The sequence below is a fragment of the Streptomyces sp. NPDC104307 genome, assembly GCF_055584045.1.
Window position 1 is genome coordinate 25,693 of sequence record NZ_JBVJMU010000005.1, and the last position, 14,502, is coordinate 40,194.

Consider the following 14,502-nt stretch of genomic DNA (forward strand, 5'->3'; position numbering starts at 1 on the left):
GATGCACGCGTCTCAGGGTAGAAGCGCCGGCCTGGGACTCGCCCTCGCCTCGGCCTTCGCGTTCGGCGGTTCCGGAGTGGCGGCCAAGCCGCTGATCGAGGCGGGGATCGACCCGCTCCATGTGGTGTGGCTCCGGGTGGCGGGCGCCGCGCTCGTCATGCTGCCGGTGGCCTGGCGCCACCGCGCTCTGGTGCGCAGCCGGCCCGTGCTGCTGCTGGGATTCGGGCTGCTCGCCGTCGCGGGCGTCCAGGCCTGCTACTTCATGGCGATCTCCCGCATCCCGGTCGGTGTGGCGCTGCTGGTCGAATACCTCGCGCCGGCGCTCGTCCTGGGCTGGGTGCGCTTCGTCCAGCACCGCCCGGTCACCCGGGCGGCCGCGGTGGGCGTGGTCCTGGCCGTGGGCGGACTGGCGTGCGTGGTCGAGGTGTGGTCCGGGCTGACCTTCGACGTCGTCGGCCTGCTGCTCGCACTCGGCGCCGCCTGCTGCCAGGTCGGCTACTTCGTCCTCTCCGATCAGGGCAGCGGCGAGCAGGCGGCGGGTGCCGGAACTCCGCACCCGGTCGGGGTCATCGCCTACGGGCTGCTGATCGGTACCGCTGTCCTCACCGTGGTGGCCCGGCCCTGGGGCATGGACTGGTCCCGGCTCGGCGGGAGCACCACCATGAACGGCACGGACGTGCCGGCCTGGCTGCTGCTCGTCTGGATCGTGCTGCTCGCCACCGCCATCGCGTACGTCACCGGAGTGATCTCGGTGCGGATGCTGTCGCCGGCCGTCGCGGGCGTCGTGGCCTGTCTGGAAGCGGTCATCGCGACCGTGCTCGCCTGGGTCCTGCTCGGGGAGCATCTGGCGGCCCCGCAGCTCATCGGTGGATTCCTGGTGCTGTTCGGTGCCTTCATCGCGCAGTCCTCGACACCGAAGGCGCCCTCGGGGCCCGTCGCCTCAGGGCCGGGCGGTGAGCTCGCAGGGGCCGAGGGGGAGTTGTCCGCAGGCCGTGCCGCCTCGTAGGGTGACGATCATGCGTCTCACCGTACTTCCGCCTCCCGCCGCTTAGCGCGGGCGGCCACCTCTGACGAAGACCGGGCTCGGGCAGTCCCCGAGCGGTTCGTCGCTGCCCGCGTGCGGAGCCGAGCGACCACCTTCCCGTCTTCCTTGGAGAAGTCACGTGTCGAATCCTGCTTCCGGCCTGTCCACCGGGCGGAGCCTGTGCTATCTGATCATCGCCGGAGTGGCCTGGGGTACGGCCGGTGCCGCCGCCTCGCTGATCTTCGGGGCCAGTGATCTCGGTCCTCTCGCGCTGTCGTTCTGGCGATGCGCGGGCGGCCTCGTACTCCTGCTCTCCGCGCTGGCGCTGCGGCCCGCGCGGGCGGCAGCCGCTGCCGAGCCCCGCCGTCGTCGGCTGCTGCGGATCGTCGGTACCGGCGTCGGGCTCACCGTCTTCCAGACCGCCTACTTCGCGGCGGTCCAGGTCACCGGCCTCGCGGTCGGGACCGTCGTCACGCTCGGGGCGGGCCCGGTACTCATCGCCGTCGGCGCCCGGATCACCATGGGCGAGCGGCTGGGCGGCGGCGGGATCGCCGCGGTGGCGGGCGCGCTGACCGGGCTCGCCGTACTGGTGCTCGGCGGCGACGCCGGTACGGTGCGGCCCGCCGGTATCGCACTGGCGCTGCTCTCGGCGTCCGGTTACGCGTCGATCACCCTGCTGACCCGTTGGCTCGGCCGGGACGGCGGCGGCGCCGACGCGCTCGCGACCAGCGCCTGGGCGTTCGCCGTCGCGGCGGTGCTGCTGCTGCCGTTGGCCGCCGGTGAGGGAATCGTGCCGGCGACCGCGCACCCGGTACAGGTGGTGGTCCTCATGGCGTACGTCGCCGCCATCCCGACCGCACTCGCCTACGCGCTCTACTTCGCGGGGGCCGCGGTGGTGCGCGCCGCCACCGTCTCGGTGATCATGCTCCTCGAACCGGTGAGCGCGGCGTTCATCGCCGTCGTGGTGCTCCGTGAGGAGCTCACCGCCGCGACCGTCGCCGGGACCCTGCTGCTGCTCACCGCGGTGGCCGGGCTGGCGGTGGCCGAGACGCGGGGCGCCGCGAACGCGCGTCGTGAGGCGGCCGCCCACGCCTGACCCGGGGGCCGGCGGGCCGGTTCGCTGTCCGGCGAGGGCCGGTCCGCCGTCCGGGGGGTGGTTCAGAGCGCCTTGAGGTAGTCGGGAACCGTGATGGCGGGATCGAGGTCGGCCGCGGGGACGGGGGCCGCGCATCCGTGTGTGAGCGGGACGACACCGGTCCAGTAGGGCAGTGCGAGATCCTCGGGCTCGTCGTTCGGGCCGCCGGTGCGGACCTTGGCGGACACCTCCCGCAGGTCCAGCCGGAGCACGGCGGTGGCCGCCAGCTCCTTCTCGTTGGCCGGCCGCGAGTCCCGCGAGCGCCCCGGAACGACCTGCTCCACGATCGCGTCGAGCGCGGTGCGCCGCTCATCGGGGTCCGTCACCGCGTGGGCGGTCCCGTGGACCACCACCGAGCGGTAGTTGAGCGAGTGGTGGAAGGCGGAGCGGGCCAGCACCAGCCCGTCGACGTGTGTCACCGTCAGGCACACGGCGAGTCCGTCGGAGCTTCCGCCCGCCGTCCGCAGCGGGCGGGAGCCGGTCGAGCCGTGTACGTAGAGCCGCTCGCCGATCCGGCCGAAGAGCGTCGGAAGGACGACGGGAGCGCCGTCGCGCACGAAGCCGAGGTGACAGACGTAGGCCTCGTCGAGTATCGAGTGGATCTGCTCACGGTCGTACGCCGCCCGTTCGCGGGAGCGGGTCGGGACCGTGCGCCCGGTCGGTTCGTAAGCGGCTACGGCGTCCGGGCCCGTGGTCTGCGGCGGTTGGGTGTCCGGCATTGCGTACTCCATTGCACTAGTGCATACTGTCCTTTGTGCTAGAAGAGTATCGGATCACCGGACGGCGTGCATCGGAAATTGCCGCCAGCGTGGAGCGGGCGGTCGGCTCGGGGGAGCTGGCTCCCGGCCAACTGCTGCCACCCATGCGGGAGTTGGCGGCCCTGCTGGAGGTGAACCCCAATACGGTTGCGGCCGCCTACCGCACCCTGCGCGAGCGTGGGGTGATCGAGACGGCGGGCCGCAGGGGCAGCCGGGTCCGGCCGCGCCCCGCGAGCACCGCGCGGGGATCGCTGCGGATCGAGGCGCCGCCCGGGGTGCGGGACCTGGGCACGGGGGATCCCGATCCGGCGCTGCTGCCCGCCCTGGGCGAGGCGTTCGCGGCGGTCACCGAGGCGTACGCGCGGGCGCCCGGGATGTACGCGCAGGCGCCCGTGGATCCGGAGTTCGCCGCGCTCGCGCGAAGCGCGTTCGACGCCGACGGCGTTCCGGCCGGGCCGGTGATCGCCACCTCGGGATCGCTCGACGCCATCGAGCGGGTGCTGACCGCCCATCTCAGACCGGGCGACGCGGTCGCCGTCGAGGATCCGGGCTGGGGCAGTCTGCTGGATCTCGTGCCCGCGCTGGGGATGCGCCCCGTCCCGGTGGCGCTCGACGACGACGGACCGTTGCCGGACGCTCTCGAAGCGGCGCTGCGGGCGGGTGCCCGTGCGGTCGTCGTCACCGGCCGGGCGCAGAATCCGACCGGAGCCGCGATCGGTGCCGGGCGCGCGGCCGAACTGCGCGCGGTGCTCGCGGGACACCGGGGCGTGCTGCTGATCGAGGACGACCACGGTCACGCCATCGTCGATCTGCCGCTGCACACCCTGACGGGCGCCACCGACCGCTGGGCGGTCGTACGTTCGGTGGCCAAGGCGTACGGGCCGGATCTGCGGGTCGCCGTGCTGACGGGCGACGCGGTCACGGCCGACCGGGTGTCGGGGCGGCAGCGGCTGGGGCCCGGATGGGTCAGCAAGCTGCTGCAGCGGGCGATGGTGCACCTGTGGACCTCGGGCGCCGTGGATCCGCGCGAGGTGGCCCGGTCGTACGCGCTGCGCCGGGACGCGCTGGTGCGGGCGCTGGAGGCCCGGGGTGTCGAGGCGCACGGCCGGAGCGGGATGAACGTGTGGGTCCCGGTGAGCGACGAGACCGGGGCCGTGGCGCGGCTGCTGCACACGGGCTGGGCGGTGGCGCCCGGGGCCCGGTTCCGGATGTCCGCGCCGCAGGCGATCCGGATCACCGTGTCCCCGCTCGTCGACGCGGACATCGGTCCGGTGGCGGACGCGGTGGCGGAAGCGGCGGGGCCCGCCCGGCCGCTGAGCTATGGCTGAGCCGGGGCTCCGGCGGGGAGGTGGGAGGGGCCGCCTGCCGGACGCCGAACGGCATGGGTGCCTGGGGCAGCCGTCGGACGCATTGCCGGGGGCGGATCTGCGGGTCCTGATTGGGACGAGAGGGGCTGGACCGGGCTGGATGAGGAGTGGCTCTGGACCGGGCTGGATGAGGAGAGGCCCGTGGACCGGTCTGGATAAGGTGCCGCCATGAGCGATCGCCACGGAACGCGGAACCTCTCGCCGGTGCTGCTCGGAGTGGATGACGGCGGCTGGTCGCCCGTCACCGCGGGCGAGTCGGGAGCGACTGTCTTTCGCAGTGCGGACGCCACTCGGTATGCCAAGTGCGTGCCCGCCCCGGACGCGGCCGGTCTGAGGGCCGAGCGCGACCGGGTCGCGTGGCTGAGCGGTCAGGGTGTGCCCGGCCCCCGAGTGCTCGACTGGCGGTCCGGTGCCGACGGCGCCTGTCTGGTGACGCGTGCTGTCTCCGGCGTACCCGCTGATCAGGTGCCTGCCGAGGATCTGTGGGTCGCCTGGGAACACATCGCGGACGCGGTCCGCCGGCTGCACGAGGTGCCCGTGTCCCAGTGCCCGTACCGCCGGAGCCTGGACGCCATGGTCGCCTTGGCGCGCGACGTCGTGGCCCGTGACGCCGTCAGCCCCGAGTTCCTCCCCGTCGAACAGCAGCGGACGCCCGCCCCTGAGCTGCTGGACCGCCTCACCCGGCAGGTCTCCCGGCGACGGGAGCAGGAAGCCGCTGACGCGGTCGTGTGTCACGGGGACCTGTGCCTGCCCAACATCATCCTCGATCCCCAGACCCTGGAGGTGTCAGGCTTCATCGACCTGGGCCGCCTCGGACTGGCCGACCGCTATGCCGACCTGGCACTGCTGCTCGCCAACGCGCGAGAAACCTGGACGGACGAGGAGCGCGCTCGGGCTGCCGACACGGCCTTCGCCGCGAGGTACGGCATCAAGCTCGACCACGAGCGTCTGCGCTTCTACCTCCATCTCGACCCGCTGACCTGGGGCTGACCGATTTCCGCAGCCGTTTGCGGAAGCCTCGCCGGTTGGTGCGGTGGCCCTGGTGGGCCGGGGCCTGCTCTGGGTCAGGGCGGCCCCCGCCAGGACTACGAGGGCGCCGACCGGGGTGTTCCAGTTCAGCTGTTCGCCCAGCACGGTGACTCCGGCGGCGGTGGCGATCACCGGGATGAAATAGGTGACCATCTGCGCGGTCGTCGGGCCGACCTCGGTGACCAGTCCGTACTGGAGGAGTACCGCGAGTCCCGTTCCGAGCGCCCCGAGAGCGACCACGGCCAGGGTGGGAAGCAGTGGGAACCCTGTCGGGGGCGAGGTGAACAGCGGTGTGATCAGGGCGAGTTGCGCGGTGCCGAGAAAGAGCTGGCTGCCCGTCAGTGCAAGGGTCGAGGAACCGCTGTCCGCCAGCGTCCGGCGGACGTAGATCCAGCCGACCGGGTAGCTGAGGGAGGCCAGGAGCGCCATCGCGGTGCCGGTGAGGTCCAGTCCGGAGAACCCCTGCCAGGCGCCCAGTACGGTCAGTACCCCGAGGAAACCGAGCCCGAGGCCGGCGACCCGGCGGCGGGTGGGCCGGTCCTCCGACAGTGCGACCACTGACAGTGCCATGCCCCACAGGGGTGAGGTCGCGTTACAGATGCCGGCCAGGGTCGAGGGAATGGTCAGCTCGGCGTACGCGAAGAGTGAGAACGGCAGCGCGTTGAGGAAGAAGGCGGCCACGGCCAGCTGGCCCCAGGTGCGGGCCGTGCGCGGCAGTCGCTCCCGCTTCACCGCCATCGCCACCGCCAGCACCGCCGTGCCCGACAGCAGTCGGCCGAGGGTGACCTGGAACGGCGCGTACCCGTCGGTGCCGACCTTGATCAGGAGGAAGCTGAAACCCCAGATGAGCGACAGTGCCGCGAAACGCAGCCGCCAGTCCAGGGCGGCACGGCGAGCGGGGTCGGCGGCGACGGCGGCGCCCGCTTCCCGCCGGACTGCTGCGGGAGATGCGGGAGGAGGTGGAGGCGATGCGGGCGGTGCGCTCATGCGTTCTACGATGACGAATGCAATCTCGTAGCACAAGTGAGAGTTTGTGTGATGGTCTGCGTAGCATTACTTACATGTTGAACCTGGAGCGTCTCCGCACCCTGGATGCCCTGGCCCGGCTCGGATCGGTCAGTGCCGCCGCCGAGGGGCTGCACGTCACCACCTCGGCCGTCTCCCAGCAGATGGCCAAGCTGGAACGCGAGGTCGGGCAGCAGCTGCTCGCCAAGAACGGCCGCGGGGTCCGGCTCACCGATGCGGGGCAGCTGCTCGCCGACCACGCCGCCCGGATTCTCTCCCAGGTCGAGCTCGCCCAGTCCGACATCGAGGCGCAGCGGGGCGAGGTGGTGGGTGAGATCCGGCTGGCCGCGTTCCCCACCGCGGCGCGCGGCCTCTTCCCGTCCGCCCTGCTCGCCCTGCGCGCGGATCACCCCGAACTCCGGGTGCGCACCAGCGAGCTGGAGCCGGAGGCCGGAATCCGTGCGGTGTTCAGGGGGGACGTCGACCTCGCGGTGGTGCTGGACTGGAGCAATAAGCGGCTGCCGGTGCCGGGCGGCCTCGCCACGGCGCAACTGCTCGACGATGTACCGGACATCGCGATGCCGGCCGGGCACCGGCTCGCGGGCCGGGCGGAGGTGGACCTTGAGGAGTTCTCGGACGACGACTGGGTCTCCTGGCCCGAGGGTGAGTTCTGCTACGAGTGGCTGATGTTCACCCTGCGCTCCAAGGGCATCGAGCCGCGCATCGCCCATCTCGCGGGTGAGCACCACACCCAACTCGCCCTGATCGCTGCCGGTATGGGGGTATGCGTGGCACCCAGGCTCGGTCGCGGTCCGGTGCCGGACGGGGTGCGGCTGGTTCCCGTCCGGCAGCGGATGCGGCGTCACGTCCATGCCGTCTGGCGGGCGGACGCGGACCGGCGGCCCTCCATCAGGGCGGCGGTCGCGGCGTTGCGGGAGGCGGGCCGGGTCCTGAACGAGCCGCTGGAGGGGGAGTAGGGACAGGATTGCGACGTACTCCCCGTCGCCGTCAGATGCCGGGCAGGGCGGCGAGTTTGCCGAAGTCCCAGGAGGTGATGGCCTCCGGTGTGAGCCGCAGCCACGCGTGCCGGCCGTCATGCGGCATCACCTCCATGCCGAAGTACTTCGCCGCGAACAACTGCTCGGGGACGACGAGTTCCGGGCAGGGCTCGCCCGTGCGCGGCGCCTCCCCGACGAACACCGCGTCGCCCGAGAGCTCGATGCCGCGCAGCTCCCCGTACTCCACACCGTCATCGACGACCACCGCGATCCTCGGGTCCCGGCCGAGCTGCGACCAGCGCAGACTCCGGGTGATCGAGTACAGCCACAGCGAGGTGCCGTCCCAGCAGAACCAGAGCGCTCCGACATGCGGGCGTCCGTCGGGGCCGACGGTGGCGACCCGGCAGGTGCGCTGCTGCGCGAGGTAGGTGTCGCGTTCCTCGTCCGTCATCATGATCCGGCGGCCCCGTCGCTGTATGACGGCCATGGGGAGCCTCCTCCTGTTAGCTGACTATGTGTCAGGAATCATGGAGGCTCTTCCCTCATCGCGCAATGGCGGTTAGCCTCGCGCGCCCGTTCCTTCAGCTATTTCACCGAGGCGACTTCACCGAGGCGACTTCACCGAGAGGGGCAGCCCGTGCCGTCCAGGCAACAGCTCGCGGAGCAGATCGATCCGGCCTCCACCGTCCTGCTGACGGTGGAGTGCCAGCAGGGTGTGGTGGGGACCGACAGCGCACTGCCCGAACTCGCCAAGGAGGCCAGGTCGTCGGGTGCGCTGCACAACGTGGCCAGGCTGGTAGCCGCCGCTCACGAGAGCGGTGTCCAGGTGCTGCACGCCGTGGCAGAACGCCGCCCGGACGGCCGCGGCGCCAACCACAACGCCCGCCTCTTCCGCGCCGCCGGGCGGCTGCCCGTGCAGCAGCACTCCGGAACCACCGCGGTACGGATAGCCGAGCCGATCGAGGTGGCGGACGAGGATCTCGTCGTCCGCAGACTCCACGGGCTCTCGCCCATCGCCGGTACGGACGTGGACGCGCTGCTGCGCAACCTCGGCTGCCGCACGCTCGTCGTCACCGGGGTGTCGGCCAACGTGGCCATCCCGAACGCGGTGTTCGACGCCGTGAACCTCGGCTACACGGCGGTGGTGCCGTCCGACGCCATCGCGGGGGTACCCGCCGAATACACCCCCGCGATGATCCGCAACACCCTCGCCCTGGTCGCCACCGTCGCCACCACCGACGACGTGCTCGGCTGCTGGCTGGGCCGGGGCCCTACGAAGCGAGGCTGATCGAGTCGCCCTGCACGCTGATCGGGGCGGCCGGCAGCGGCTCGGTGGCGGGGCCTGCCTTCACATCGCCCGTCGCCACGTCGAACTTGCTCCCGTGACAAGGGCAGTTGATGGTGCCGTCCGCGACGCTCGACACCGCACAGCCCATGTGCGTGCACTTCGACGAGAACGCCTTGAACTCACCGGCCGCGGGCTGCGTCACCACGACCCCCTGCTCCGTGAAGATCTTGCCGCCGCCCTCCGGGATGTCCGTGGTCTTCGCGAGGACGGCGCCCCCGCCGCCGGCCCCGCTCCCGCCGCCCTGTTTGACGGCACCGGAACCGGCGGACGCCTCTTTCGGCCCGCCGCAGGCGGTGAGTACGGCGGCCACGGAGACGGCACCGGCCGCCGTGACGACGTTCCGGCGTCCGGGACGGCCCTCGTGGTCCTGCGATGCGCTCATACTGACTTCCCTTCCACGGTGTACTCGGCTCCGGAGCTCCGTCCACGGGCGCGTCCGGCAGGCACCCCGTGTTCAAAGCCCCAGGGACTTCCTCAGGAAATCCCGCTCCAGCAGCAACAGGCCGCTCGCTGTGCGCTCCTGGCTGACCAGGTGGCCGGCGCCCGACAGCGGCAGCACCGTATGCGGCCGGCCGGCGGCCAGCAGCGCTGCGGAGAACCGCAGCGTGTGAGCCACGGCCACATTGTCATCGGCAAGACCATGCACCAGCATGAGCGGCCGGACCAGGGCCCCGGCCTCCTCCAGGAGGGAATTGCGGGAGTAGTGCTCAGGAAACACCTCCGGGTGGCCCAGGAACCGTTCCTCCCAATGGGTGTCGTAGAGCCGCCGGTCGACCGAGGCGGCACCCGCGACCGCGGCGTGGAAGACCTCCGGATGACGCAGCACCGCGGCCGCCGCCAGATAGCCGCTGAACGACCAGCCGCGCATCGCCACCCGGGTCAGGTCCAGCTCCGGATGGAGCCCGGCCGCCGCGTGCAACGCGTCGATCTGGTCCCGCAGCACGGCGCTGAGACGGTCCCCGTGCACCGCCTTCTCCCAGGCCTCGCCCCGCCCCGGCGTGCCCCGCCCGTCGGTCACCAGGACCGCGAAGCCCTGCTCCGCGAACCACTGGGCGACCGCGACCCACCAGGTACGCACCTTCAGCACCACCTGCATGCCGTGGCCCGCGTAGGGGCTGAGCAGCACCGGCAGCGGACCGTCACCGGGCCGGTGCCACGACGGCAGGTACAGCCTGCTCCGCAGCTGCCGCTTCCCGAGGCTCAGCGCCAGCGGCCGAGGGGCGACGAGCGGTTCCTGCGCCAGTACCGCGATCCGGCCCGCCGGAACGCCGGCCCGCAGCACCGTCACGGTGTGGCCGTCCGGAGTCCTGCTGTCGAGCACCACCGTCGGTCCGCCGACCGACGCCGTGTGCACACCGGGTGCGCCGCTGACCCGTACGAAACCCTCCTCGGGCGCGTCGGGCGCGTACGACCAGACGTGGGTCTCGGTCGGCTCCTCGCACGCGGTGAAGTACACCCGCCCGCCGGTCGCGCCCACCACGTCGTGGACCTCCAGGCCCGCCGGTGTCGGGGTGCCGCCGATGTCCAGCCCCTGACTGTCGCCGCCCGGCCGCGCGGCGACGACCAGAGCGCCCGAGTCGAGACGCAGCGGAGTGCCGGGCCGCAGTGACACCCAGGCGGGATCGTGGGTCGTGTGCACCGCCCGGGTGCCGCCCGTCCGCTCGTCCACCTCCAGGACATGGACGGACCGCTGGTCACGCGTCTGCACCGAGACCAGCGGCCCACGGCTGTCCCAGCCCGCCGACACGACGTACTCGAAGGACCGGTCCGTCCAGGCACCCTCGGGGTGGTCCGGGCCGGCGGCGGAGGGCAGCCGGACATCGGTCCGTTCCCCCGACACCCGCACCAGATGCAGCGAGACCTTCGCGTTCGGTGTGCCGGCCGCCGGATACGGCACCGCGCGCGGCGGCCGCTCCGGGTCCGTCGGATCACTGATGTACCGGCGCCGGACCCCTGCCGTGTCCACCCGCGCCACCAGCAGCGCATCACCGCACGGCGACCACCAGTAGCCGCGTGAGCGCCCGATCGACTCCTGCGACACATAGTCCGACAGCCCGTACGTCACCTGCTCGCCGTCCGGACCGGCGAGCGTCCGGACGCCCGTCCCGTCGGCCCGCACGATGTGCAGCGCGCCGTACGAGACATACGCGATCAGGGAACCGTCGGGCGAGGGGCGCGGGTCCACCACCGGCCCCGGTGTGCGGATCCGGCGCGGCTCCCCGCCTTCTGGGCGCACCACCCAGAGCGCGCCCCGAAGCGCGAAGGCCACCAGCCGTACGGCCTCGTCCGTCGCGTAGGAGACCACCCCGGAGGAGGTCTCCCGGGCCCGCTCCCGCCGCGCCAGCTCCTCCGGCGGCACCTCGCCCGCAGGCTCGTCCGCGAAACCGGGCCCGACGGGGTCCGCGAGCATCCGCTCCGCGCCGTTCTCGTAGAGCCAGAGGCGGCTCACCGGATCGGTGCCCGACGTGCCGCGTACGAACAGCACCCGCTCGCCGTCCGGGGAGACGGTGAACTGCCTGGGCACCCCGAGCGAGAAGCGCCGGGTACGGGCGAACTGGAGCGGGAACCGCTCGGCAGCGGTGGCGAGGGCATCGGCGGTGGCATCGACATGGGCGGCGGCCGGGGCGTCGGCGGGGGGAGTCATGGCGACACCATGACAGGTCGGAATCCGCCGGAGCCGCCGGCCTCCTCAGCCGCGCAGCCGTACGGGCAGCTGCCGCACGCTGTTGCCCACGAAGGACGCGTGCCGGGGCAGTTCGGACTCGGGCGCGGCCAGATCGAGGCCGGGGAAGCGCGCGAAGAGCTGCTCCAGTGCCGTGACGCCCTCCATCCGGGCCAGTTGGGCGCCCATGCAGTAGTGCGCGCCATGGCCCAGGGAGAGGTGCCGGACCCCGCTGTCGCGGGTGACGTCGAAGCGTCCGGCATCGGGGCCGTGGGCCGACGGGTCGCGGCCGGCGGCGGAGTACCCGGCGAGCACCGGGGTGCCCTTGGGGATCACGGTGCCGTCGATGTCGAGGTCGCGGGTCGGGTAGCGGAACGGGAAGTAGCTGACCGGGCTGTCCCAGCGCAGCGTCTCCTCGACCACGTCCGCCCAGCTCGCACCGCCGGAGCGCACCAGGTCGAGCTGGTCGCGGTGGGCGCACAGGGCCCGTACGGCGTTGGTGATCAGATTGAGCGTCGTCTCGTGGCCGGCGATGATCGTGAGCATCAGGGTGCCGATCAGCTCGTGCGGGCCGAGCCGGTCGCCGCCGTCCTCGCGGGCCGCGATCAGGGCGCTGGTGAGATCGTCCCCCGGACTCTCCGTCCTGGCGGCGGCCACCGCGCTCAGCAGCTCCACCATCTCCCGGTTGGCCGCCCTCGCCTCCTGCGGACCGATGTCCGTGGCGACGATCCGGTTGGACAGCTCGTGCAGCCGGCCGTGCAGCGCGTCATCCACGCCCAGCAGTTCGCAGATGACGCCCATCGGCAACGGCAGCGCGAAGTGCGCGCGGAGATCGACGACACCGCCGCTGGTGCCGGCCGCCGATTCGAGGCCGTCCAGCAGCGAGGCCGCCAACGCCTCGGTGCGCGGCCGCAGTTCCTCGACCCGGCGCGCGGTGAACGCCTTGCTCATCAGCGTACGCAGCCGCCGGTGATCGGCTCCGTCGGCGGTGGTCATCCCCTGCACGGTGGCGAAGGTCCGCAGCGGCCAGCCGTCGTCGATCCCACCGGACTGGAGCGCCGCGAAGTGCCGGGCGTCCTTGGCGACATCGGGGTGCGAGAGGAACTCCCTGAGCGCGTCGTGGCCCAGCACGGCCATTCCCGCCACCTCGCCGGGAAGGATCACCGAGGCGACGGAGCCCCGGGCCAGCAGTCGGGCGTTGGCCGCATGCGGACAGCCGCCCGCCGGGTCCATGCGGTGCGGGAGGTCGGCAGCGGGGTTCACCGGCGATGTGCTCAACAGGGCTCTCCAGTTCAAGAGTTCCGCAGGTTCGTAACGGATCGGATCGGATCGGATCGGGCCGGGCCGCGCGCCGGACCTGTGAGCCCGGCCCGACCCGTACGAGTGGACCCGGGCCAACGGGTCTGATTCGGGGAGTCGCCGGGGAAGTGTCCCGTAGGAACGGGGTGGCGGAAGATGCCGCCGTAACTGCCGATCGTGGCCGGAGGGGGAACCTAACGTCAACTCCTGTAAGCGATATCCGACGTCTTGGAGGACAGGCATGAACAACAGCATTCGCACGGCTGCCGCTGCCGCAGCTCTCGTCGCCGGTCTCGTCACGGTGGGCGGCACAGCCAACGCCGCCGAGCGTCCGGACCGGATCACCGGCCAGGAGCAGCTCGCACAGAGCATCGCGAAGGCGGTCGCCGCCGAGCAGGCGAGCGGAGCCGTCACCGACGGGGTCATCGGCGGCATAGTGGTCAACCCGTCTGTCGCGAGTTCCTGCTGACGAAGAGGAGGTGAGCACCGTGGACAGCACTGCGGACCTTGCCCGGGACGGGCAGGAGACTCCTCTGAGATGGTGTCCGAGCGGCGATGCGAGCCGCCCGGAGTCCGTCGTCCTCGGCGTTCGGTCCGGGGACGACGGCCAGGTCGTGTACCTGGCAGAGCCCGTACCCGCCGCCGATGTCCTCGGAGCCATTCCGGAGGGGATTGCCCCCAACCGGGTGCTCCGGTTCGCCTCGCACTGCGTGTCGGACTGCGCGAACCGGGTCGGAGAGGCCTGCGGGCTGATCGACCGGATCACGACCGTGCCGGCCGGGACCGTACCGGCCGCCGTGCCGCGGTGCCACCTCCGCCCGCACTGCAAGTGGTGGAACCAGACCGGTGTCGAGGCCTGCCACCGCTGCCCCGCCCTCACGACGCTGGAACCCCGCGACGACGAACTCGCCGTTCTCGTCGCGGACCCGGCGACCACCCGCGAACAGCTGGAGAGCTGGGTTGCCGCCGCACAATGAGGCAGGTCGTTCACATGTGGTAGGCCGTTCACAGGAGCGGGTCCGTTCACGGGAGCGGGCCCGCTCACTGTGCGCGTCCGCTCACGGAGCCGGTCGCGGACCGGACCGAGCACGAGAGAAGGGATGGCTGTGAACAACTGGATACGGTGCTTCCGCCCGGCCCCCGACGCCGGGGTCCAGGTGCTGTGCTTCCCGCACGCGGGAGGTTCGGCCAGTGGCTACTATCCGCTGTCGACCGAGCTCACGGGGGTGGCGGAGACCCTGGTCGTGCAGTACCCGGGGCGGCAGGACCGGCTCGCCGAACCGTTCGCCGAGCGGTTCGGCGAGGTCGTGGACGCGGTGCTGGCCTCGCTCCCCGCGAGTGACGGCCGGCCCCTCGTGCTGTTCGGTCACAGCATGGGCGCGCTCCTCGCGTTCGAGACGGCGCGGCGGCTGACGGCAGAAGGGCGGTCGCCCGCCGCGCTGTTCGTCTCCGGGAGCGAGTCCCCGGCGCTGCCACGACATGCCCGCCTGCCCAACCCGCCGGGCGACGACGACCTGATCGGAGAGATGCGGCTGCTGTCCGGCACGGGCGAGGAACTGCTGACCGATCCCGAGATCCTCCGGCTCGCCCTGCCGCCGCTGCGGGCCGACTACGCGATGCTCTTCTCCCGCACCTACGTTCCCGGGCCGCCGCTGCGCTGCCCGGTCGTCGCACTGACCGGTGACAGGGACCCCCGGGTCTCCGTCGAGGGCGCGAGGGCCTGGGAAGGGGAGAGCGTGGGCCCCTTCGCGTTGCATGTGCTGTCCGGCGGCCACTTCTTCCTGAGTGACCACCTGAACCGTGTCGCGGGACTCGTCGCGGCGTACGCGCCCGGCCGGGCGGTCCAGATCACCGGCTGAACCCGCTGAACCCGCACA

The 14,502-nt window shown here is 72.3% G+C and carries 14 protein-coding genes and 1 pseudogene; 9 read left to right on the forward strand and 6 right to left on the reverse strand.

The window, feature by feature from the left end; all coding sequences use genetic code 11:
• Position 1 precedes the first annotated feature (1 nt).
• The gene (locus ACZ601_RS15395; RefSeq protein ID WP_469537678.1) at positions 2-1,006 is read left to right on the forward strand and encodes an EamA family transporter; all 1,005 of its coding nucleotides are present in this window, start codon (positions 2-4) and stop codon (positions 1,004-1,006) included.
• Positions 1,007-1,163: 157 nt separating this feature from the next.
• Entirely contained in the window at positions 1,164-2,120 is a 957-nt protein-coding gene (locus ACZ601_RS15400; RefSeq protein ID WP_469537681.1) for a DMT family transporter, read from the forward strand.
• A 62-nt stretch (positions 2,121-2,182) separates the two neighbouring features.
• On the opposite strand, the gene ACZ601_RS15405 is transcribed toward ACZ601_RS15400, so the two are convergent.
• On the reverse strand, positions 2,183-2,878 hold the full coding sequence (locus ACZ601_RS15405) for a pyridoxamine 5'-phosphate oxidase family protein (RefSeq protein WP_469537683.1): 696 nt from the start codon (positions 2,876-2,878) through the stop codon (positions 2,183-2,185).
• A 35-nt stretch (positions 2,879-2,913) separates the two neighbouring features.
• On the opposite strand from ACZ601_RS15405, the gene ACZ601_RS15410 reads away from it, so the two are divergent.
• Entirely contained in the window at positions 2,914-4,245 is a 1,332-nt protein-coding gene (locus ACZ601_RS15410; protein ID WP_469537685.1) for an aminotransferase class I/II-fold pyridoxal phosphate-dependent enzyme, read from the forward strand.
• A 207-nt stretch (positions 4,246-4,452) separates the two neighbouring features.
• Positions 4,453-5,274 (forward strand): APH(3'') family aminoglycoside O-phosphotransferase, encoded by an 822-nt coding sequence (locus ACZ601_RS15415; protein ID WP_469537688.1) that lies wholly within the window; start codon positions 4,453-4,455, stop codon positions 5,272-5,274.
• 21 nt (positions 5,275-5,295) lie between these two features.
• On the opposite strand, the pseudogene ACZ601_RS15420 reads toward ACZ601_RS15415, so the two are convergent.
• Positions 5,296-6,300, reverse strand: a pseudogene (locus ACZ601_RS15420) (DMT family transporter); the annotation flags it as partial.
• A gap of 74 nt (positions 6,301-6,374) precedes the next feature.
• Here ACZ601_RS15420 and ACZ601_RS15425 point away from each other — a divergent pair.
• Entirely contained in the window at positions 6,375-7,295 is a 921-nt protein-coding gene (locus tag ACZ601_RS15425) for a LysR family transcriptional regulator (protein WP_469537690.1), read from the forward strand.
• Positions 7,296-7,326: 31 nt separating this feature from the next.
• Here ACZ601_RS15425 and ACZ601_RS15430 read toward each other — a convergent pair whose 3' ends face one another.
• Positions 7,327-7,803: a pyridoxamine 5'-phosphate oxidase family protein gene (locus ACZ601_RS15430; protein ID WP_469537692.1), complete on the reverse strand. Its 477-nt coding sequence runs from the start codon at positions 7,801-7,803 to the stop codon at positions 7,327-7,329.
• Between the two features lie 150 nt (positions 7,804-7,953).
• Here ACZ601_RS15430 and ACZ601_RS15435 point away from each other — a divergent pair, with 150 nt between their 5' ends.
• On the forward strand, positions 7,954-8,604 hold the full coding sequence (locus ACZ601_RS15435; protein ID WP_073739272.1) for a cysteine hydrolase family protein: 651 nt from the start codon (positions 7,954-7,956) through the stop codon (positions 8,602-8,604).
• Here the strand turns inward: ACZ601_RS15435 and ACZ601_RS15440 are convergent.
• From ACZ601_RS15440 to ACZ601_RS15450, 3 genes are all read right to left on the reverse strand, one after another.
• Positions 8,588-9,046, reverse strand: coding sequence for a Rieske (2Fe-2S) protein (locus ACZ601_RS15440; protein ID WP_440576653.1), 459 nt, complete (start codon positions 9,044-9,046; stop codon positions 8,588-8,590). The two genes, ACZ601_RS15435 and ACZ601_RS15440, sit on opposite strands and share 17 nt — an antisense overlap.
• A gap of 72 nt (positions 9,047-9,118) precedes the next feature.
• Entirely contained in the window at positions 9,119-11,308 is a 2,190-nt protein-coding gene (locus ACZ601_RS15445) for a S9 family peptidase (RefSeq protein ID WP_469537695.1), read from the reverse strand.
• Positions 11,309-11,353: 45 nt separating this feature from the next.
• Complete coding sequence (locus ACZ601_RS15450) at positions 11,354-12,559, reverse strand: cytochrome P450 family protein (protein WP_469538499.1); 1,206 nt, start codon at positions 12,557-12,559, stop codon at positions 11,354-11,356.
• Between the two features lie 307 nt (positions 12,560-12,866).
• On the opposite strand from ACZ601_RS15450, the gene ACZ601_RS15455 reads away from it, so the two are divergent.
• The 3 genes from ACZ601_RS15455 to ACZ601_RS15465 all read left to right on the forward strand — a co-directional run bounded on the left by ACZ601_RS15455 (position 12,867) and on the right by ACZ601_RS15465 (position 14,484).
• A complete protein-coding gene (locus ACZ601_RS15455) occupies positions 12,867-13,094 on the forward strand; it encodes a hypothetical protein (protein WP_311306886.1) in 228 nt (75 codons plus the stop codon).
• Positions 13,095-13,113: 19 nt separating this feature from the next.
• Positions 13,114-13,602 (forward strand): hypothetical protein, encoded by a 489-nt coding sequence (locus tag ACZ601_RS15460; RefSeq protein WP_469537699.1) that lies wholly within the window; start codon positions 13,114-13,116, stop codon positions 13,600-13,602.
• 129 nt (positions 13,603-13,731) lie between these two features.
• A complete protein-coding gene (locus tag ACZ601_RS15465) occupies positions 13,732-14,484 on the forward strand; it encodes a thioesterase II family protein (protein WP_469537701.1) in 753 nt (250 codons plus the stop codon).
• The last annotated feature ends 18 nt before the right edge of the window (positions 14,485-14,502 follow it).